This window comes from Arthrobacter sp. NPDC092385 (genome assembly GCF_044755105.1).
Lineage (GTDB): Bacteria > Actinomycetota > Actinomycetes > Actinomycetales > Micrococcaceae > Arthrobacter_D.
Window position 1 is genome coordinate 195,987 of sequence record NZ_JBIVQL010000003.1, and the last position, 21,084, is coordinate 217,070.

Annotated in this window: 16 protein-coding genes; 4 read left to right on the forward strand and 12 right to left on the reverse strand. The window is 65.0% G+C overall.

Features of this window, described 5'->3' with window-relative positions; translation table 11 throughout:
* Window positions 1–4 precede the first annotated feature (4 nt).
* Window positions 5–919, reverse strand: a complete 915-nt coding sequence (locus ACIQCY_RS05970) for a 2-hydroxyacid dehydrogenase (RefSeq protein ID WP_400482975.1) — start codon at window positions 917–919, stop codon at window positions 5–7.
* A gap of 169 nt (window positions 920–1,088) precedes the next feature.
* On the opposite strand from ACIQCY_RS05970, the gene ACIQCY_RS05975 reads away from it, so the two are divergent.
* The gene (locus ACIQCY_RS05975; protein WP_400482976.1) at window positions 1,089–2,471 is read left to right on the forward strand and encodes a D-arabinono-1,4-lactone oxidase; all 1,383 of its coding nucleotides are present in this window, start codon (window positions 1,089–1,091) and stop codon (window positions 2,469–2,471) included.
* A gap of 55 nt (window positions 2,472–2,526) precedes the next feature.
* Window positions 2,527–3,357 carry a glycosyltransferase family 8 protein gene (locus ACIQCY_RS05980; RefSeq protein ID WP_400482977.1) on the forward strand — a complete coding sequence of 277 codons (831 nt, stop codon included), beginning with the start codon at window positions 2,527–2,529 and terminating at the stop codon, window positions 3,355–3,357.
* 518 nt (window positions 3,358–3,875) lie between these two features.
* On the opposite strand, the gene ACIQCY_RS05985 is transcribed toward ACIQCY_RS05980, so the two are convergent.
* On the reverse strand, window positions 3,876–5,543 hold the full coding sequence (locus ACIQCY_RS05985; protein WP_400483064.1) for an ATP-dependent nuclease: 1,668 nt from the start codon (window positions 5,541–5,543) through the stop codon (window positions 3,876–3,878).
* On the opposite strand from ACIQCY_RS05985, the gene ACIQCY_RS05990 reads away from it, so the two are divergent.
* Window positions 5,462–6,058, forward strand: coding sequence for a hypothetical protein (locus ACIQCY_RS05990; RefSeq protein WP_400482978.1), 597 nt, complete (start codon window positions 5,462–5,464; stop codon window positions 6,056–6,058). The two genes, ACIQCY_RS05985 and ACIQCY_RS05990, sit on opposite strands and share 82 nt — an antisense overlap.
* A 162-nt stretch (window positions 6,059–6,220) precedes the next feature.
* Here ACIQCY_RS05990 and ACIQCY_RS05995 read toward each other — a convergent pair whose 3' ends face one another.
* On the reverse strand, window positions 6,221–6,634 hold the full coding sequence (locus tag ACIQCY_RS05995; protein WP_400482979.1) for a hypothetical protein: 414 nt from the start codon (window positions 6,632–6,634) through the stop codon (window positions 6,221–6,223).
* A gap of 797 nt (window positions 6,635–7,431) precedes the next feature.
* Window positions 7,432–8,424, reverse strand: coding sequence for a thermonuclease family protein (locus ACIQCY_RS06000; protein ID WP_400482980.1), 993 nt, complete (start codon window positions 8,422–8,424; stop codon window positions 7,432–7,434).
* Window positions 8,425–8,942: 518 nt separating this feature from the next.
* Here ACIQCY_RS06000 and ACIQCY_RS06005 point away from each other — a divergent pair.
* On the forward strand, window positions 8,943–10,307 hold the full coding sequence (locus ACIQCY_RS06005) for a DUF1524 domain-containing protein (RefSeq protein WP_400482981.1): 1,365 nt from the start codon (window positions 8,943–8,945) through the stop codon (window positions 10,305–10,307).
* A gap of 214 nt (window positions 10,308–10,521) precedes the next feature.
* Here the strand turns inward: ACIQCY_RS06005 and ACIQCY_RS06010 are convergent, their stop codons facing one another.
* From ACIQCY_RS06010 to ACIQCY_RS06045, 8 genes are all read right to left on the reverse strand, one after another.
* A complete protein-coding gene (locus ACIQCY_RS06010) occupies window positions 10,522–11,784 on the reverse strand; it encodes a Wadjet anti-phage system protein JetD domain-containing protein (RefSeq protein WP_400482982.1) in 1,263 nt (420 codons plus the stop codon).
* On the reverse strand, window positions 11,774–15,175 hold the full coding sequence (locus ACIQCY_RS06015; protein WP_400482983.1) for an ATP-binding protein: 3,402 nt from the start codon (window positions 15,173–15,175) through the stop codon (window positions 11,774–11,776). Before ACIQCY_RS06015 ends, ACIQCY_RS06010 begins: the two co-directional genes overlap by 11 nt.
* The gene (locus tag ACIQCY_RS06020; protein ID WP_400482984.1) at window positions 15,176–15,796 is read right to left on the reverse strand and encodes a DUF4194 domain-containing protein; all 621 of its coding nucleotides are present in this window, start codon (window positions 15,794–15,796) and stop codon (window positions 15,176–15,178) included. It abuts the gene before it with no gap.
* The gene (locus ACIQCY_RS06025) at window positions 15,793–17,235 is read right to left on the reverse strand and encodes a DUF3375 domain-containing protein (protein ID WP_400482985.1); all 1,443 of its coding nucleotides are present in this window, start codon (window positions 17,233–17,235) and stop codon (window positions 15,793–15,795) included. Before ACIQCY_RS06025 ends, ACIQCY_RS06020 begins: the two co-directional genes overlap by 4 nt.
* 94 nt (window positions 17,236–17,329) lie before the next feature.
* Window positions 17,330–18,541 (reverse strand): type II toxin-antitoxin system HipA family toxin, encoded by a 1,212-nt coding sequence (locus ACIQCY_RS06030; RefSeq protein ID WP_400482986.1) that lies wholly within the window; start codon window positions 18,539–18,541, stop codon window positions 17,330–17,332.
* 14 nt (window positions 18,542–18,555) lie between these two features.
* Window positions 18,556–18,837 carry a helix-turn-helix domain-containing protein gene (locus tag ACIQCY_RS06035; protein WP_400482987.1) on the reverse strand — a complete coding sequence of 94 codons (282 nt, stop codon included), beginning with the start codon at window positions 18,835–18,837 and terminating at the stop codon, window positions 18,556–18,558.
* Window positions 18,838–18,964: 127 nt separating this feature from the next.
* The gene (locus tag ACIQCY_RS06040) at window positions 18,965–20,059 is read right to left on the reverse strand and encodes a PQQ-dependent sugar dehydrogenase (RefSeq protein WP_400482988.1); all 1,095 of its coding nucleotides are present in this window, start codon (window positions 20,057–20,059) and stop codon (window positions 18,965–18,967) included.
* Between the two features lie 94 nt (window positions 20,060–20,153).
* Window positions 20,154–21,056, reverse strand: coding sequence for an aldo/keto reductase (locus tag ACIQCY_RS06045; protein WP_400482989.1), 903 nt, complete (start codon window positions 21,054–21,056; stop codon window positions 20,154–20,156).
* Between the last annotated feature and the right edge of the window lie 28 nt (window positions 21,057–21,084).

The following is a 21,084-nucleotide window of genomic DNA, read 5'->3' on the forward strand; positions in this document are numbered from 1 at the left end:
GGACTCAGTGGGCGCCCTTCACGACGTTGACGAGGTCCTCGCCGGCCACGTAGCGGCGCACCTGCGCGTTGACCAGAGCGAAAGCCCGTGGGCCGGACTGCGCAATCGAGCCGGCCGCGTGCGGGGTGATGATCAGGTTCGGCGCGTTCCACAGCGGGTGGTCGGCAGGCAGGGGCTCCGGCTCCATCACGTCGAGGGCGGCGCGCAGCCTCCCGGACGTCAGTTCCGCGAGCAGTGCCGAGGTGTCCACGACCCTGCCGCGCGCCACGTTGACCAGCAGGGCGCCGTCGGGCATCCGGGAGAGGAACTCCGCGTCGACGAGACCTGTCGTGGCCTCCGTGAGCGGAACGGTCAGCACCACCACGTCGGCTTCGGGCAGCAGGCCCGCCAGCTCCGAGGTGGCGTGGATGCCGTCCCGTGCCGTGTGCGCCACGAGCACGGGAACGGCGTCGAAGCTCCGCAGGCGGCGCGCGGTCTGCTCTCCGAGGTCACCGGCGCCGATGACCAGGACGCGCTTGCCGCGCAGGTCGTCGGCCTCCATCGGGTCCCACCGGCCCTGTCGCTGCGCCTCACCGAAGTGGGGCAGCCGACGCAGCGTGGCCAGGACGACGGCCAGAACCAGCTCGGCGACAGCCGGGCCGTGGACGCCACGCGCGCTGCACAGGGTCACACCGTCCGGGACGTGCTCGAGGATGTCCTCGACGCCGGCACTGGTCAGCTGGGTGACCTCGAGCTTCGGCATGGCGGCGAACTTCCCGGGGAGGTTGGTGGAGTCCTCGACCTGCGGCACCCAGAAGACGGTCTCCGCCAGGCGTGCGGGCTTCTCTCCCTCGCCATCCCAGACGATCACCTCGACCTCGTCGGGAAGGGCTCCGAGAAGATCGCGGGCATGGGGATCGGGTACGCATACAACAGTCATTTTGTCAGTGTAAACATTCCCTTGACGAGGCAGGGCTATGGTGTCAGCAGGACTTCTACAGAACTGAGAAATTCATTTCCGGCGGCGGGGAACACCCGTGCCCGATGGATCAGCCGCGCCCGTCGGTGCGGCTTCGAAGGCAGAACCGAACTTCTACAGGAGACGCGTCATGGCCATCACACAGCTCACCTACCCGCACCAGGAGCCGGAGCTCGCCGGCGAGGACACCCGGCTCCGCAACTGGGCCAGGAACTCCCGGCTGGGCCTGCCCGGCTCGGTCGTCGCGCCGGCCACCGAGGCGGAGCTGTGCGACTTCCTGTCCACCAGTGACGGCCGGGTCCGGATGATCGGGAGCCGGATGTCGCCCGGCAGGATGATCGAGGTCGCGGACGGGGCCGGAACGCTCCTGGACCTGAGCAGGCTGAGCGGCCTGATCTCCAGCACGGAGGACACCGCGACCTTCGCCGGCTCGACGTCGTTGGCCGAGGTGTACGCGTTCCTCACCGCGCGAGGGCAGATGCTGGACGCCTCACCCGGGGTGATCGCCGAGCAGACGCTGGCCGGCGCCCTGTCCACCGGAACCCACGGTCAGGGCCTGCAGCAGAGCTCGATCGCCGGCGCCGCGCTGGCCATCCGCATGGTGCTGGCCGACGGCACGGTCGCGGAGTACGGCCGTGACCACCCGGACTTCCCCGCCGTCCAGCTCGGCCTCGGCTCACTGGGCGTGATCACCGCCGTGACACTGCGCGCACGGGAGTCGATGATCTACACCTGCGTGAAGAAGGCCGTCGACGCCGGCACGCTCGAGACGGACCTGGAGACCTGGAACCGGGAGAACATCCTGGTCAAGGCGTGGTGGTTCCCGCAGGAGAACCAGGTCCAGGTGTGGACCGCCAACGAGGCGTCCGACGACGAGGTGTCGCGGTACCGGGCCGGCGGCAGCCGGCTCGTGGAGTACGCAACGACCGACACGTCCATGAACAGCACGATCGAGTCCACGCTGCAGCACCTCCGCGACGACAGCAAGGGTGTCGCCGACAACGGCAAGTCGCTCCGCACGGTGTCACGCTTCCGGGACTTCACCGACGTCACGGGTGACATCTACCAGGTGTTCTGCAAGGGGATCGCGACCCCCCAGATCAACGTCGAGATCGGCATCCCGCTCGCGCGGGCCGGAGCGGTGATCAGGAAGATCAAGGACTGGCATGCGGAGACCCGCCCCCGCATGCACTACCCGGTGATCCTCCGCTGCACGGGCGCGTCCGAGGGATGGCTGAGCCCGTCCAACGGCCAGGACACCTGCTACTTCGGCTTCGTGGTCTACTACGCGGCGGACGGTTCGCTGTCCGAGGAGGGGAACAGCTTCCTCCGGGCCGTGGAGCGGGCCCTGGCCGAGGAGGGCGGCCGTCCCCACTGGGGCAAGTACTTCGACGAGTCCCTCTACGACTGGCCGGCGCTGTACCCGCAGTGGGAGGCCTTCCGCCGGGTACGCGAGACGCTGGACCCCGAGCACAGGTTCGCGAACGCATTCACCGATGCGCTCCTCGACTGACCCGACCCGCCCACCCTCGATTTCCTGGACAGGAGCACCACCGATGAATGCCTGGGTGACCTTGCTGACTCAACCCGACTACCTGATCGGGGTCCGGACGCTGCGGGCCTCGCTGGCGGCCTCCGGCAGCACTATCCCCCTCGTGGTTATGGTGACCGAGGGGATCGACGAGCAGGCCCGGCGCGTCCTGCAGGACGACGGGTGCCTCTTGCGCGACGTGGCACCGTTGCGTCCGGCCGGTGGGTCGGCGGACAGCTACGCCAACTCCCGGTTCGCGGAGGTGTGGACCAAGCTGGCCGTCTGGGGCCTCACGGAGTTCGAGCGCGTCGTGTTCCTGGATGCCGACATGCTGGTGACCCGGAACATGGACGAGCTGTTCTCGCTGGACCTGGCCGACGGCGCCATCGCCGCCTGCCACGCCTGCCGGTGCAACCCCAACCGGATTGCGAGCTATCCGCCGAGCTGGACACCCGAGACCTGCTTCTACACGCAGTGCCGGGGCGGGGACCACGTCACCGAACCGGGTGCGACGGACAACTACCTGAACGGCGGCTTCCTCGTGCTGTCGCCCGACGAGGCCGTCCTCGCCGACATGGTGGGGCGGCTGGCAGGCGTGGACGACCTGTCGCACTACCCGTTCGCCGAACAGGACTTCCTCAACGAGTTCTACCGCGACCGCTGGCGTCCGCTGCCCTACGTGTACAACGCGCTGAAAACCTTGCAGCACCAGCACCCATCGGTCTGGGATCCGGCGCAGGTGAAGAATATCCACTACATCATCGACAAGCCGTGGGCGAAGCCGCTCGACCCCACCGACCGGTACGTCGAGGTGAACCGGCTCTGGTGGAAGATCGCCGACACCCTGGGCGCACCCGTCGGCTTCTAACCCTGCAGGTGAAGGCGCTCGGTCTCGACCTCGCTACCCCGTGGAGGGGTTTGCACCTGCTGCGTTCCGTGCCACCAGGATGTGCGTCCGCACGGCGGTATCCGGTCCTCTTGGTGTTGTCGCCGATAACAGCGCGCATATGGCGCGATCAGGCAGCGGCGAGTGCAATCGGCTCCAAGGAGAAGCGTTGTTCGAGGGCCGCTCCAAGCGGTTATAGCCGACGGGTGGCGCCGGACACTGATCTTATCTACGTTTACCTCCTGCCGACCACGAGCGGAGAACGGGGATACGACGCTATTCCAATCCCCGAATTCCCTTTAATCATCGACGGAGCTTCTCTCGGTAACGACTGATTTGTCAACGACACTGTTGGTCCTTCCTAGTTTTCGGGGCTGGCTCGATGTGCTGTTTAGGTGAGGTCACCTACCGCTACACCTACGAAGAACGCATGTGCTTGCACTTCGTAGGTTCAAATTCCAATTGAATTTATATACAAAGCGAATACATGTTAGTGAAAATCAACTGAACGAAGCGGCCGAGGTTGGCTCAACTACCGGAGCGGCTAAGTCCCCAAAAATTGCCGCAAACAACAGCTGCAACTCCTCAATCACGTTTTCTGCATTGTCGCCATGTCGAGCACGAAACTGATCGAGATTCTTTGTGGCATCGCGGAACCTCCCCGCAGCAAGAACTTTATCTGATCCCAGCGAAGGCTGACCGTAGTAATGCTCGATAGCGCCACGTTCTAGGATGTGCGTCCCCGAAGAATGTAACTGAAGATTGAGCTTTCGCTTTTGTTCACCAAGATCACCCTGAATAGAAGACAGGACTGTCAAGCGCTCACGACCACGCGATAGGTCAAATAACTGTCCTAGGATTGATTCAAGAGCCTGAAGGTCCCCGCGGTCTGGATTCTCGTCCAGTTCTCCAAAGGCCTTATGTGCTTCTTCCCAAAGCTTACGAGCACTTGCCTTTCGGCGAAAGCTTTCGACTGCTTTACCTCCTAGGGGGATTGGCTCGGAGGCAAGAAACACTTCGACACTTTGAAGAATTGATTGTCGGATTTGGTCAGCTTCGGCATCGCTTGATACTTTCGAGAAACCATCAAGTAAAACATCCAGGTCTCCTATAGCGAATACCGGTACCTCAAAACGACCGAAAAAATCTCGGTATCTTTGAATGCTAGACTTCCCGCCCGTGCGAATAAAAACCACTCCGTGTTCTACGTGGTCCCAATCCTTATCGATGAGTTGAGCTAGATGCGGAAGTACGACGGCATCACTGTCGCCTTCCACGAGCACGACTGCGCGTGCAAAGAGAGCAGCTTCGTTGTTTTCATGGCAAATTAGTTGAAGAGCATCCCTCTCTGACATGTTGGAACGCAGATCTACATCTACAACCGCAACGCCTGCAGAAGAATGGCGCTTTCGGAGACAGGCGAAAGTCGCCGTAGCGTTCGCATTAAGGAACACTGGAGAGTGTGTGGTTACAAGGACTGGATGATCCTTCGAGAATCTAGCCAGGGTATCGAACAACTGCCGTTGCGCTCGGGGGTGAAGGTAGAGTTCCGGTTCTTCAAACAATAGGAGATAGCTTGACTGTGTGTTTGGGGGTCCGTCACTACCTCGAAGTCCATTGTCCTTCAACGCGGTGTAGGCGCGCAAGATAGCGAAAGCGACAGTGCGCTTCAGCCCGTCTCCTTTGCTAGCTATCGAACCTTTATGGCCGTCGTCAATGTCAATCTCGGCACTGCCGAGAATTGATCGTAGTTCGGGTGCTGGAACTCTGACTTCAAGACCCACACCAGGAAAACTCTCCCGCACGAATTCCTGAATGGTGCTTTCTATCAGTTGCACTTCAGCCAGACGACTATCGATTGGCTCTCCGTCGTCGCCTAGGTGGCGACTTAGGCGCTGGTGAATCTCACGAAAAGAGTTTTCGATATCCTGAAACTCGTCTGAAACGGCGTCAAGCAAAATCTTTAGTAGTTTACCAAAAGTAGCTGTTTCGGAGGTCTTTGTTTCTGCGGTAGCATCTTTAACTGCCTCGATATAGATAACCTCTGGTAATAGTGGTTTCAGTCCCGCCTCGATGCCTGTCTTCAGTGGAACAACTGTTCTCTCGAAATCCTCTGCAGGTAAAATTTGTACAATCTCGGCAAGCTTTGTACGAGTTGGTGTTCGGATTGTGGCGTCCGCGCAGTCTTCACTGGATTGCGCTTGGCGCGGTTCTGCTCTTCGCCGCGTTCAACGCAGCGGCCGGGATCTACGTCCTGAGTACCTTCAGCGATTCGCGGTGGTCCCCGGATGGAGAGGCACCGCTGAGTGCTCCGACACTCTCCGAAACGCCTCTTGTGGGGGAGTTCCTGGAGCCGCTCGACTCCGCTATGGAAGGAGTAGTGGGAGGGGTGAATGACTTCCGCTCATTCCAGCAGGCACTTCCCATCGCTCTGGGCTTCCTTGCTACTTCTGGGTGGGCATTGCTGGTGTCATTCCCGCTCGTCATTCTTGCCGCTGGTCTTAGCTTCCTCACCGCGCAGCGCCGAAAGGCGGACTTCAGGAAGTACCGCGCGACTGTCGATTCGCTCAAGGAGGAGCTGGAGCAGATCAAGCGGCAGATCTCATCAGGGAGTGTCGGTGCTACGGCGCTCCCTATGGGGGATGCCGGTATGGGTACGCAGCCAGGAGTGACGCGCAGGTGACGCGGTGAAGGGCCGCATGATCGCCGCGCTGTGACCCCTTCTGCTTTTCAAGCACTTCGCACTTGCCGTTCATCTCAACCGGAACGTAGACGCCACGGTCGCCAACGGGACCGAGCTGGTACCACAACACCTCTCTGAGTGGTGGGCCTCATAACGATCAGCTCAGTTCTCGCCGGCGAGCACATCCACGTGAACGTGGTCGAGGTGACGCAGAATCTCATTCGCAGGCGCCGGTGCCTCGTAGGGGTGCCACCCGCCCCGCGCGATGCGGACGCTCCAAAATTGGTCATCGAAGATGACGTACTGGATGTCGAGGTCCTCGGCATGAGCCACCAGCCAGTGGGACAGGATCCATCCCTCGCGCCGGTTCTCCTCCGTCACCGGCCGGAAGAAGACGTCGATAGCCCGGCCGTCGTAGTGGGTGGAATCACCGCCATGCCCGGAGCCGACGCCGCCTGGCTCGAAGCCGCCGAGGCTCTGCTCGCCGAACACCTCGGTCATCGCCGTCCGCACCAGCTCGGCGCGCGGCGTCAGGCCCGTCGCGGTGAGCTCCTCTGTCTGGAGTTCGCCGTCCACGAAACCCCTGCAACTCAGGACAGGCCCGGCATCGTCAGCCGGTCCGCCTGCCAGCGATTGGAGCGCGGCGTCGTCCAGACCAGTTGTGTCCGGAGCGTCGGCTCCGCTGGATTGAAGCGCCACCGCCGTCGTCGCGCTCTTTGCCTGGTCACGGGTCAGCCCGACATCTCCGTCCGGCGTTTGAACGACGCATTCCGGCCTCGAGAAAAGCGAGCCGCCTCCGACGCGCGAATCGCCGAAAAGACCAGGTCCCAGGAGCACCAGCGCTGATCCGAGCACGCCGAGGATGACTGCACTGACGAGCAATCGAACCGGACGGCTCCGACGGCGGGGTGTGACGCTCGCCGTCATGAGTAGTCCTTGTCAGCGGACAGCTGAGGGACAATGTGCGGAGTATCAGGGGTCGACGCGCATATGCCAGAGATCATCGCCGCGCACCTGCTCACCATGACCGATCCTCCCGTTGTGGTGGTGCATCTCCTCGTAGGGCGATGCGCCACCGCTCAGGGAGTTAATTGACAGCGGGCGTCAGTAGTTCCCTCGACAGTTCCCGCGACGTCGGATCCGAGCGCCGTTCAGCAGGGCCGCCAGCTCTTTCCACCCGGTGCGTAGCAACGAGGACCGTTGTAGCCCGGGTACGGGTTCTGTGCCGCAGGGGGAGCCGGTGCGATGTACGGCGCAGCGGGCGGGATGTAGGGCGCTGGAACGGGCGGAAGGTTCCGAATCCGCTCACGCTCGGCGGCTGCTGCAGCTTCAGCTGCCAGGCGGTCGGCCTCAGCACGAGCGTTGGCTTCTGCCTAGAGCCGCTCGGATTCGACACGGGCAGCCTCCGCGGCTTCCGCCTGGATCCGCTCGGCCTCGACGCGGGCAGCCTCCGCGGCTTCTGCCTGGAGTCGTTCGGTCTCGATGCGGGCAGCTTCTGCCACCCTGGCTGCTTCCGCTTCAGCTGCCGCAGCCTGGGCTGCCTTCTCTGCGTCGTCGAGGGCGGTGGCCCTGGTGTTGGCGGTCGTCAGCGACTGCTCGCCCTTGGCAATCTGGGTGTCGAGGTCACGCAGCATCGCCGCCGCGCGATCGGCGCCGACCGCGAGGACCCGAACCGTGTCCTTGCCTGCTGCCAGCGCTTCCCGGGCGGATTTCGCGGTTGCGAGGGCGGCGAGGATGCCGGCTGCAGTTGCGGCGACGGCTGCCGCCGTCTCGCCCATGGGAGCGTCGGTCGCCGCAGCAAGGGTTTCCACGGCATCAGTCACTTCCGCCGGCAGGGTGCAGCCCGCAGCGGGGTCCAGCAGCCCGACGCCCTGTGCGGTGGCTTCGTTGTATGCCGCTTGCACCTCGTCGTAGTACTTACGGTTGGGCTCGATGAGGATGGGAACGCCCAGACCGATGCGTGCAAGTTCCGCATTGACCAGGGTCTGGTCCTCGATGAATACCGCGGCCAACACGCGGTCATACTTGTCGGTCCGCTCGACGTCGAAATCCAGGGCAACCTTCGTACCGGGCGGGGTCAGCGATTCAAGCTTCTCGGTGGCCTCCAGTCCGAGGCACTCGACAGGCTTGTCGGGGTGCTTCGTCTCGGGCGTATCCACGTTGAGCAGGCGGACGGTCTGGTCCTCGTCATCGAAGTTGATAACAAGGGTGTCGCCGTCGATGACCCGCACCACAGTGCCTGCCTGGTAGTCGGACGGCGTCCCACCCGACGCATCGGAGCCGGTGCAGGCCGTCAGGGTCGAGGCGAGAACAGTCGCGGTAAGAATGATCGCCGGTGCGAGGCGGCGGAAGTGAGCAGGATTCATCGGTCTTCTTCTACGGGTACGAATATGCGTGCTGGAGCGTCGGAAAGTCCCACCGGTGCCGCGGGCTTCGAGTGTCATTTTTGATGCAAACCATCGACCTTGATGCTCGGTGCCTGAAACACGGTTTGGCGAAGTCAATGACTTCAAAGATGTAGCACAGATCAATACTCCTGCTCATACAGGCAGTGATCGTGACAACCGGTCGCGAGCCTTCTTCAGACGCTTCCTTCGGCCAGCCGGAAAGCGGATCATGCCGCGAGATACCTCTGGTACTGGGGCCGACGCGATGCACAGGCCTGATTCGTCGTCCCGGAATGACGTCGCGAATCCTGAGCCAATGCTGAGCCCGAACTGAGTCATGAATCAATTGATCAGCGCCAGGTACAGGGCCCTTCGAATCGTTGTAGATCCACAAGGGTATGCTTCCCGAGAAGCAAGATCATCAACCCTGGGGGCCTTCCATTTCTTCGTCATCCCGTCCGCCTGCGCGCACTCCGTCGTCAACGATCAAACTGGAGGTGCGGCGCTCGACGGCGATCGTTGCCGGTCTCGGCCTGTTCCTCGTCGTCATCGGTCTCATCGCCGGTGGACTCAGCGGCGCGATCATCATGGCCGCACTCTTCGGCCTCTTCACGGGCCTCTACACGCTCCTGACCAACCGCCCGTCCTGGGCGCGGCTCGGCGGGCGCAGGGCCGGGGCCATCACGGCAGGAGCGGCCGTCGTCGCGCTCCTCGTCGGTGGTGCCATCGCGCCCGCATCCGACACGGTCCCGACAGCCGTGGCCGAGCAGGCCGCCGAGCCGACCAGTGCGCCAAGCACGAGCGCCCCGTCCGCAACAGCGACAGCGACGGCGACGGCGACGGCGACGGCAAAGCCGACGGCTTCCTCGAAACCGACGCCATCACCGACGCCCACGCCCACGGCGTCGGACGTCGCACCGCTGGATTCCGACGCCGTCGCCGATGTCACCGGAACGCCTCGCGCGCCGTCGGACCAGCCGGCCTTCAACACCACCGCGCTCGCGGTGCTCGAGACGCTGCCCATCAAGGGCCGTGCCCCGAAGACGGGGTACGACCGCGAGCAGTTCGGGCAGGCCTGGGCCGACGTCGACCGCAACGGGTGCGATACGCGCAACGACATGCTGAACCGGGACCTGACGGAGATCGCCTACGTGAACTCTGTGCCCTGCAAGGTGCAGTCCGGCGTGCTCGACGACCCGTACACCGGCACCCAGATCCCGTTCCTGCGCGGTCAGGCGACGAGCAGCGATGTGCAGATCGACCACGTCGTCGCCCTCTCCGATGCCTGGCAGAAGGGTGCGCAGCAGCTCACCGCCGACCAGCGCGTCGCCTTCGCGAACGACCCGCTGAACCTGCAGTCCACGGACGGCCCCACCAACCAGCAGAAGAGCGACGGCGACGCCGCCACCTGGCTGCCGCCGAACAAGGCCTACCGCTGCGAGTACGTGGCACGGCAGGTCTCCGTCAAGGCAACCTACGCGCTGTGGGTCACGCAGGCGGAGCGCGACGCCATGGCCGGCATCCTGTCCGACTGCAACGGCATCCTCGCGCCGACCAACCAGATGGCGCCGTCCATCGCCCCGCCCGTTGAGACCGAGGCGCCGATCGTCGCGCCCGCGCCGCCCGTCGTCGTCGTTCCCGAGCCCGTCGCGCCAGCCCCGGTAGCACCAGCGCCGGCGCCAGTGCCTGCACCGGTAGCTCCGGCACCTGCACCGGTAGCCCCTGTCCCGGCACCGGCTGCTCCCTTCTACCAGAACTGCGACGCCGTTCGGGCGGCAGGCGCTGCCCCGATCGCCGCAGGCTCACCCGGCTTCCAGCCGAAGTTCGATCGCGACGGCGATGGATGGGGCTGCGACAGCTAGCCGCACCACAACGGATGAACGGCGGGGCAGTCACGCGTGGTGGCTGCCCCGCCGTCGTCTTCGCCAGCTACAGGACATCGACGTCACCGGCTTGCTGTCCGTCCGCGGACGAGGGCCGGAGCGGGCGTGGGAACGACGCAGGGATTGGGGCCTTTCCTCGATCAGGGCTGATCCGGCTCGGAGCCCCAACGCCCGGTTCCTGCGGTGCGGCACATCATGCCGTCCTCGATGGCAGGTGGAGCAGCGCTCCTTCTGCCCAGTTCCATCGGATCAGCTCCTGCTCCAGCCGGACCGAGGGCCCATAGACGTCCTGCTGCAGTGCCCGGTACATCTCCGCCTCCGCCGCGGTGAGGCGCGTCAGATCGACGCGCGACGGCGTCGGCTCCGTCCCCCAGCGGTCCCGGTGCGCCAGCAGGGTCTCCTCGTCCATAAGCATGCTGCCCACCTGTGGGTGCACCGCGCGGAGTTGATCCAGGATCCGGAAGCCATGCGTGTCCAGGTCTCCCCAGTAGTGCACCGCACAGGATCGCAGCCACCCGGCGTCCCTCAGCGACGAGAAACCGTACCCGCCTCCGAACAGCGCCAGGGTCATTGGCCGATCGGGCAGGGACAGGAAGTTCACCAGGTTCTCCGTGACGATCACCTCGTCCACCGGCAGGCGGAGCGAGGCAAAAGCGTCCGCCGTGACCGTAAGATCGCGCGCGGACCCGAGTACCGACAGCTCTGGATCCAGCACCCGGAACCGAACCCGTTCCGGAGCATGCAGGAAGCCGTGCCGCGCAGCGAACCGTGCCCCCGGGGGTGAGTCCTGTGCGACGACGACGGACGAGGGCACTTCATCCACACGTACAGAGGGCGCCAGTTCAACCGCCGGCATCGGGTCCTCCGGCCGCAGCACCGACAGCATCTCGGTGATGGTTCTCCGGTGGCCTTCGACGAACTTGGTATGCACGCCGGGCAGGCTGAGCTGCCGGACATAGATGGCTGGCGAACGGTGTTCACGTAGCCAGAGCGCCACCCGCGACGCCGTCACTGCGTCCTCGCCCAGTTCGAGGAGTTGCATCGGCCGGGCGATGACCCAGGCTCTCAGCGCAGGGTCCACTTCCGTCAATTCCGCAGTCAGGGCCACGGCGCGCGCGGTGTCACGATCCTTGCCGACGAAGGCGATCTCGTCGTCGACGTTTGCGAACACCGCCGCCGCGGGCACTTGATTGGCGCCGATGGTGGTGCGACCCACCTCGATGAGTTCAAGGCTGAACGCACCCGCGGCCGCCGTGAGCTCACCGGACCAGGACCGGGCGGCAGCGTAGTGGTCGCGCAGCTCGGCGGCGGTTGGCTTCTTCAGGGCACGACGCCGGGGATAGGCTCCCGACGGCTCCAGCACCTCCCGTAGCAGCGAGCCTCGCTGCCACGCCGTCGCGGACAGCGTGCGAAGATTCGCGAGGGTCGTCCAGCGGGCGGAGGCATCAGCCGGCACGTCTATTTCTTTCCTCGCGGTATTCCTGGATCGTCATGTTCCGTAGCTGGGAATCGTCACCGTTGGTATTGGCCACGAAGCCCACATGGGAGACGAAGGGTTCGATGACGTGGATCTTCTGAAGCGGGGTGACGATCAACAGTTGCAGCTTCATGCGCCGGAACAACTCCAGGCCGTAGCGTGCCGACTCGTCCGAGCCACGGCCGAAGGCCTCGTCGATGACCACGAAGCGGAAGCTGCGGCCCTTGGAGCGCGACGTCGACCGGGCGGCGTCCTGCGCGGAACCGAGGCCGAACTGGAAGGCGAGCGCCGCGGCGAGGATCGTGTAGGCGAGCTTCTCCTTCTGGCCGCCGGATTTTCCGCCGGAGTCGGTGAAGTGCTCGAATTCCTCGCCGGTCTCGGTCCATTTCTCCGACGCCGAGAACGTGAACCAGTTCCGTACATCGGTGACCTTGGCCGTCCACCGTTCGTCCAATGCCGTCAGGCCCTCGCGCCCACGGAAGCGCTCGATCAGCCCTGCCACCTGCAGGTACTTCTGCTCCGAGTACTGCTCCGTGTCGCCGAGGCTTCCCTCCGAACAGGCGCGCAGGTCACTGCCGAACTGGCGCACATCCGCGTCGGAGGTGTTCTGGTGCTCCAGTTGGATGTGGCGGCCCGGGTTGTAGTCGATGCCCGCGAGGGACACGTTGATCTCGTTGATCCGGCCGATGATGTCCTGCCGGCGGCTGTCCAGGAACGCGTTGAACGCCACCACCTCGTGGATGGTGTTCTGGTTGAGTGATTCCTTGAAGTGGGCCTCGAACCGGGGGAGGTCGTTGCTGGTCAGCTGGTCCAGCATGCGGCTGAACTCGTCGGCCGATTCCAGCGATGCGTCGATGTCCGCGGTCTCGTTCGGGTACTTGTTCCGGAAGTCCGCCATCTGCCGCACGGTGGAGGCTGCGGCCGTGACGATGCGCTTGTTCCGCGCATCGATGGTGTCGGTGAGACTGGCTCGTACAGCGGATTCGACCGTGGCGGTGTTCCTGTGCGTCAGGGCCTTCCCGTCAAGGGCTGCCGCCGTGAGCTGAGCGACGGCGGCGCGGACATCGTCGTCGTCGGTGAGCGGTTTCTCGAGCAGGAGTTCTTCACATTCGACGATGGCGTCGGCGATGTCCCGGGCATCCTTGTCATTGGCCCCGATCCGCTGCTGAAGAACGCTGCTCTTCTGCTCGAGCTTCTCCAGCCGCCCGCGCAGCTCGGTTTCGGTCCGGGTGAGCTGCTGAAGGACATCGCTCGCGGCCTCCAGCTCCGCCCGTTCCGCCGTGAGGTCCGCGATCCGGCGCGCCGTGACCTGCCAGCTGATCTCGCTGAAGCTCGTCACGGCACGTACGGTGCCGAGGTGCTGATTCTTGCGGCCGACCTCACCGAGAGACGCGGCGATACGGCCCACCCGTCCGGTGATCCCGTCGAGCTCGCCCTGGAGTTCGTCGCGCTCGGCGTGGAAGCGGCCGATCTTGTCATGGTTGTCCCAACCGAGCACGAAGGTGCGGCGGTCGGTGAGGCCTTGGCGGTCGTCCTTCTCGTGGCGTCCGCGGCCGCCCTTGAGCTGACCGTTGAGGGTCAGTGCCTTGGGGTAACGGCGGAAGTCCTCGAGGGATTCGCAGCACACGTAGTCGAAGCGGCTGCTGAGCTCGTCGAGCAGGAAGTCACGGTGAGGCGTGCCGGCCTTGATGGCGATCTTCGCGGCCAGCGTCCCGGGCCCCGGCGGTTGCGGTGAGTAGGAGTCCGCGATGCGCCGATACACCAGGCGCCCGCGGAGGTTGTTGCCGTCCACCCAGGCGCTGACGGCCGGATAGTGCTCGTTCGGCACCAGCAGGGAGAGCGCGAAACCGCGCAGGGTGCGCTCGGCAGCGCCTTCCCATGCCCCTTCGCCGTCGCGCACGCGTAGCAGCTCGCCTGCATACGGCAGGGCGGTCTCGGCGATACCGGTTCCCTCGCACAGGCGACGGCGCAGCTCGAGCTGGGCGAGGGGGAGCAGATTGGGGCGGGACTGCAGGGAGACCAGTTCGGCGGTGATGGCCGCCAGTTGCTCGGCGTAGCTGGAGCGCTGGACCGTGAGGGCTGTGTGCTGTTCCTGCAACTGGCCTGATTGTTCCTTCAGGTCGGTCTCGACGTCGGCCAGCTGTGCCCGGTTGGCATCGAACAGCACGCGGTCCTCGGGAAGCTGGAGTCCGAGTTCCTTCGCTGCGCTGCGGTAGTTCTCGAACCGTGCACGCTGCGCCCGCGACTCCTCCTCGAGGCGGGCGAGGTCGACGTCGATCGCGGCGAGTCGCCCGCCTCCGTTGGTGCGGATGTCCTCCTGCACCGCGGACAGCTCGTGACGTGCGCCGGCGATCTCGGCTGCCAGCGCAGTGCCGTCCTCAGCGAGCCGGACTGCGGTGCGCTCGAGTTCGGCCTGGTGCTCGGTGCTGAGTTCGAGGCGCTGCTGCGAGAACCACGGATGCAGCTGGTCCCGCTGGGTGCGCGCTTGCTCGTCCTCGCTGCTCAGCTTCGCGTGCAGTGCGGAACCTCCCCGGATCGGGGCCAGCAGCGCGATCTGGTCCTTGGCGCGCAGCACGGCATCGTGCGCTCGCTTCAGGTCGTCGAAGTGGTGGATCAGGTTGCCGATCCGCGCCGCGACGTCGTCCTCCTCCAGCATGTTGGTCCGCACGAAGGAGGTGATGTTCTCCACCTGCTTCATGGAGATGGTCCGGTGGAAGAGTTCCATGGCCTGGTTGCCGCTGATCCCGAACTGGCGTTTGAAGGCGGCGGCGTAGGGGTCGAAGGAGTCATGCACGGCGACGCCGGCGCCACGCAGCTTCTTCTTGAGCTTCGCAGGATCCTGTCCGAAGTCGGAGAAGTCCGCGGCGATGCTCTGGTCGCTTTCCGCGAGCGAGTAGAAGCGGGTGGGCTGGCCTGCCTCCTGTGTGGCCCACAGCGTGATCGCGAGGGTCACCGACTTGCCCAGCTGCGCGTTGTGGAAGACGCCGAGCACCACGGTCAGCATGCCTGTCTTGCGTAGCGCCACGGGCCTGGAGTATTCGCCACTCGTGCTGCGCGTGCTCTTGTGGAATCCGCGCACGTAGGACATCAGGCTGCGTTCCTTCTTCTGCGCGCCTGCGGCCTTGTTGTAGTCGATGCGGTTGGCCGGCAGCAGCAGCGTGGTGATGGCGTCAACCACCGTGGACTTGCCCGAACCGATGTCACCGGTGAGGAGGCTGTTGACGCCGTCGAGCGTGAAACTCCTGACGCCGCCGTGGAAGGTGCCCCAATTGAGCAGTTCGAGGCGGTGCAGCCGGAAGCCGGGCAGCGCGCCGTCGTCGTCTCCTGGTCCCTCTAGGGCGAAGAGGGCGTCCTGGATCTCGGTGCTCATCTACTGTTCCCCCGTGGTGTTCGTGGTGGCGCCCGACAGCGTGGCGCGGTAGTCGGCGAGGCGCGCGTCGAACTCCTCGAGCCACTGCGCGTCCACGAAGGCCTTGAGGATGCGCATCACCTCATACGTGCCCGGCTGCCCGCGAAGTCTCCGCAGGAATCCCAGCTCCACCACTCTCTTGATATCGGCACCGAGACGGTCCAGGACGCGGGCCTCGTTGCTGCTGTCCGGCAGGAAGACCGAGACCATGTCCGCGATGTCCTGGTCCGTCATGATGAGGCGTAGTTCGCTGCTGTTGGTGTCGAACTCGAGCATGCGTCCGCGGAGCAGGGCCAGCAGCAGGCTGACGTTGAAGGTCAGCTGGCGGCGCGGGATCAGCCGGGGGAGGGAGCCGTCCTCGTCCTCGCGGGAACGGAGGAACGCGTAGCCCTCGGGCTCGTCGAGAATGAGCTCCAGCCCGAGCACTGCGACGTAATCCTGCACCTGGGATGCGAGCCCGAGCAGGGCCTGCCACGTCTTCTCATCCGCCTCTGCGTACATCACGCCCTTGAAGAGCCGGGTGATGACACCGGGGAGCTCCGGCGGGGTCGTGGCATTGTTCTCCGGGTTCAGGACTGTCATGAGGGCCTCACGAAGATGATCTGGTCGATGGTCGCTTCACGGATACTGCCGTCCGGCAGGGTCCAGGCGAGTTGTTCCGTCCGATCCGCGGTGATGGATGCCCACGGCGAGTCTGTGGCCAGCTGGTAATAGGCCACCAGTTCAGCCAGCCCCTGGGAGAGCGGATACGCCGCAGTGACCTCCGCGAGGGTGGCCTGTTCCACATCCGAGAGCACGGCCTCGATCTGCGCCGTGAGCCGGTCTCTGTCCACATGGAACTGGTTGAACAGCGCGCTGGCGTCAACGGTTGTGTCATCGGCCAGCTCGACGACGTCGTCCACCATCACGCGTCGGCTCGGCTCGTACAGAGGGCGTTCGAACGGCAACGCGACCTCGACGTCCGGGGCGGGGATGTCCATGAACACGCCTGACGGCGGCTGCGCACGCGTGGCGAGGGCACCGCCCTCGATCTGCCGGATGAGTTGCATGATGCGCTTGTTCTCGAGGAACACCTTGTCATCGAGCAGCCGGCGCATTTGCTGGGAGAGCTGGCGCACGGTGGCCTGGGTCTGCTCGACCGCGGGCAGCCAGTCCTGGTGCAGCGTGCCGAGGCCCTGCAGCTCGTCGCGCTCGGCAAGGGCTTTGATCTCGGTGGCGCGCTGCAGCAGGTCCCGCAGCTCGGTCCGCAGCTGGGGCGACATGAGGTAATCCCAGAACCCCTGGAATGTGCGGCCCTGCAGAGAGCTGGTGATGCCCTGCTGGTTGGCGAAGATCGAGGTGAGCAGTTCGCCCTGGGTGCCGTCCCAGGTGGTGATGTGCTCGCGCACCTCGCGGTCGAGCGTGCGGAAGTTCTGTTCGACCTCGCGAAAGTCGGAGAGCAGGTCCTTCGCCAGGGCGGTGAGCTGCTGCAAGTGGTCCAGTGCCTCAGGCGCGCTCATCACGCGAAGGTGGCCCTCGCGCAGGCGCTGCATCTCGGCGTCGATGCCGTCCCGCTGCCGTTGAAGCTCGGCGAGACGAACGTCCGGGTCCGTCTCCGATCCCTGGACCAATGCCTTCAGGACCGCGAAGATGCTGGTCAGCCGCGATTGCGTGGCCACGAAGGCGCGCCCCTGCAGGTTCTCGACCCACCGCACCACATCCTCGGAGGTAGCCGTGAGGTCATAGCGCGGTTCGTCCTGACCCGGCACGTAGTACTTGCGCAGCCACGCTTTCTCGGGCGCAGCCCAGTCGTCGAGATAGTCGGCGGCAGGCTTGGGGAAGGAATCCTCGCCCAAGGTGTCCCGCACGCCGAACAGCACGTCATCGAGGACGTCGATGAGCTGCTGCCGCCCGAGGTTGCGCTGGTTCGGACCCGTGAAGGCAGTCATGAAGAAGGCGAGTGCGAGCGGTGCATGGTGGGCACGCAGGAGCGACCACCCAGGGTGGTTCTCGCGCAGGGCCGCGACGCCGTAAAAGTCCACTTCTTCCCCAAAAGCCTCTGCGTGTCCTGATTGTTCTCCATGGTAAGCGCAGGGTGGTGTGCCGTGATGCTGCGCCGCGGGATAGGAGCTGGCGTCACATCGACGGTCTGAGATTCTGTGGAAGTTGGTCAAGCAGGGGCGCGAAGAGTTCCATCTCGGCTCGGGGGATGCCGCATGCGTCGGCCGCCGTCCGCCAGGTGCTCACGGCGTGCACGACCGTATCCACAATGACTTTCCGCTGGTCGCGGTTCACGAAGTAGTCGGCTACCCCCAGGGCGGCAGCCATCGCATCCTCACGTGTCACTGCGCCGTCAATGGCAGTACCTCGCTCGGCGTTCAGATCCGGTGTGGGATTGACATCGAATGCGGGGGAGAGTCGCCATCCGTTGCCTCCTCTGAGGAAACCGTGGTTCCTCAAATGATCGTCCGTATTGTTGACGAGGATGTTGAAGCAGATCCGTCGAAACAGTTCCGCTCGGTCGGCGCCCGGATCCTCGGAGTTCTCATCGATGACGTCCAGGAGATCCAGGTAGTCCCCGCCTGTACCGTCGCGCTGCCGTAGCATCGTCATCGCCGAGACGTACCCGGTTCGTCGAGGCCCATCCCGGTCGAATCGATCAAGGACGAGAACCGGGTCGGAGGCTGAGAGACGGAGTAGTTGGTGTGAGGGAGTGCCGATACCAGCCCGTTCGGCCAGTATGAGCGTGGCCGCTTCCCAGGCGATCACCTGCCACTGGTCGCCCGCGTGAGTGAATTTGGCAAGGGCAAGACGGTCGCCATCCTGAACAGAAGCCTTCGGACGTGCGCCACCAAGGCTGCCGGTGCCGGCGTCGAGAAGCATCTTCAGCGCGGAAAGATCCTCCGGATTCCGTTCGACGTCCTTCGCGGCCTGCCGCAACTCCGGTAACCGCACGAGCTTAGGTACGTCGGTACCTTGGCTCAGGTGGGGGCCCTCGGCCATGCGAAATCTCAGTGCCCCCTGTCGCGTCTTGTCCGATACTCCCAGGAGGAAATCGCGATCTGTCAGTGTTCTGGGGCTCACTGCGAGGCGTCGAGCCTCTGCCTGAAGCCGCTTGCTGATGATGTGCCGACCCCAACGGTCGGGAGACGCATCCGCGAAGGCACCGGGGATGCCCTTCACGGCGTGATTGCCACGTGTGATAGGTAACTCGGGATCGATCGCATACGAGGTCGGTAGGGCAAGATAGGCGCCGTCATACGCGAAGTTCGTGGTGGTGGTGCCCCGTCGGGACTCTATATAGGCTCGGCCGACGTTGACAGTGCCGCCCGTCGTCTCCAGATCCACTTCAATGTGTGCACTCAACGGCGCACCCTCTGGGGTAGCTTCTGTTCAGCGCGTGCGCGCCCGAAATCGGTCTCATAGGGATCGAAAGCGGCCTCGAGTTGCTCGCTCAACCCGAGTACCCTCGCCACGTTGAGGAAGGCCTCGAATCCGACGCCCAGTTCCCCCTTCTCAAGCTTCCGGAGCGTATTTCGACTGATCCCGGCACGATCTGCGACCTGCTCGGCAGTGAGGCCCAGAAGTTTGCGCCAGGTCAACAGCTGACCGCCGATCGTCCCCGCGATGCGTTGAGTGGTCACTGACGTTCTTTTGGTCATACCTGAATATAAGGCTAATGGTCCCATTCGGTGCACTTAACCCTGGTTGGGGTCACTCTGATAATCTTTACTACATCGCAGGCTCTCGCTTGCCTACTTGGCCGCCAACTCAGGCCGGAACCTCGATGCTGACGATGCGGTCGTCGCCCGGTTGCGGCTCGCCGCGTCCGCTGGTGTTGTTGGTGAGCACCCAGAGGCGTCCATCCGGCGCCTCGATGACCGCCCGGAGCCGGCCGTACTCACCCACCAGGTAATCGGTGCCTGCGGTGGGATCGCCCACGGGAACGGCGCGCAGCCTCTCCCCGCGGAGGTTGGCGATGAAGACCGTGCCGTCGACCACCGTGATGCCGCTCGGGCTCGCCTCGGACGGACTCCACTGCTGGACCGGATCGACGAATCCCTCCTCCCCGGCGATGCCCTCGACGACCGGCCAGCCGTAGTTCCTGCCGGCCTCGATGACGTTCAGTTCGTCCCACGTGTTCTGCCCGAATTCACTGGCGAACAGAGTGCCGTCCGCCGCCCAGGCAAGGCCCTGGACGTTGCGGTGGCCGTGGCTGAAGACGAGGGATCCGGGGTAGGGGTTGTCCGCGGGGACCTCACCGTCCGGCGTCATGCGGAGGATCTTCCCTGCCAGCGAGTCGAGGTCCTGTGCCCGGCCCGGGTCGCCGGCGTCGCCGACCCCGGCGTACAGCATGCCGTCGGGTCCGAAGGCGATGCGTCCACCGTTGTGGATGCTGTTCGACGGCAGCTCGTCGACGAGGGTTTCCGCGTCGCCCAGGACCAGGGAGCCGGGAGCGCCGTCGAGCGTCAGGCGCTGGATCCGGTTTCCATCCGTGCCGGTCGAGTAGGCATACAGGCGGTCCTGGTCGTCGACGGCGAGACCGAGCAGGCCGCCCTCCCCGCCGGGACGGACGCCCTCGACCGTGCCGACCTCCCGGCGATTGCCCGCGTCGTCGAGCTCGAAGATCCGTGCGGTGTCCCGCTCGCTGATGAGGAGGGTGCCGTCGCGGAACGCCATGGACCAGGGCAGGGCCAGGCCCGTCGCGATGTCCTGCGCGCCGACCGCCGCGTTCACGCCGGCGTCGGATTCCGACGTCGCGTCGGTGGTCCCGCCCGGACCGGCACTGCTGTCCGCTGTGCAGCCGGTGGCCAGGGCGACGACCACCAGGCCGACGATGCCGGTGAGGGGGATCCGTCTCGACATGGCTCGGCTCTCTTTCCGATGGCGTGCCCGATGGCACAGGAACGACGGCGCCGCAGCCAGCGTGGCTGCCCCGTCGTCGTCCGCTGTGGTTCCGCTACATGCTCCAGTCCTCCGCGTGGATGTCTGTCTCGTCAGACCAACGCCGCTGGAGCGCGAAAAGTTCGGACACGATGTCCTGCGGCAGCGGCTCGAGCGCCTGGCTGCAGGCGAGCAGTTCCCGCAGGTTCTCCTCACGACTGGCAGACCCGACAGTGCTGACCACCTGCGGGGTGCTGTGCGCGAAGCGCATGCAGAACTCGGCCCAGCTCGCGACGCCGGAGCGCTCGAAGATGGGTGCGACCTCGACGGCGCGTTCCTGAAGATAGGGCTTCCACGCAGCACCCGGGACGTCGCGCAGGTCGTGGACGGGGGCACCGGCCACCGTGCGCATCGAGATGATGGCCTTGTCCTGCGCCAACAGTTCGTCCCAGAGCTCGTTGGACGCGAACCGCTGCAGCGGGTTGAGGTAGAAGATGTAGCCGTCGATCAGCCCGTCGAGGTGCCCGGCCCGCAGCGCCTGGATCGGTGCATCCGACGTCCAGGGGAAGACCTCGAGGACGAACCGCCCCACGAGGCCGTCCTCCTTGATGCGCTGCAGGTCGGCGAGGATCGGCCCGCCCGTGGCCATGTCGTCCGCGAAAGCGCCGACGCCGCTGAGCTGGCCGATGTCGATGGAGCTGATGCCGAGCGGCTCGCTGTTCTCGGCGATCGTGGCGCGGACATCCTCGGCCGTTCCGCCGCCCAGCTTCACGATGACCGGCGGGACCCTGCCGGGATCTTCGGCGAAGGCGGCTCCGAGTACCTCGAGCGCGTGGTCGTACTGCCGTGACGTGTGCAGCCAGAGACCGGCGTCGATCGCCGTACGCGCCATGGAGGCCTGCTGCTCGCGGGGGACGTCGTCGTGCCCGAGCCGCGTGGTGCCATAGATGTACGGGGGAAGATCTGCCAGGGGTTTCATTGCCTCAGGCTAGCGGAGGGGAGTGCGC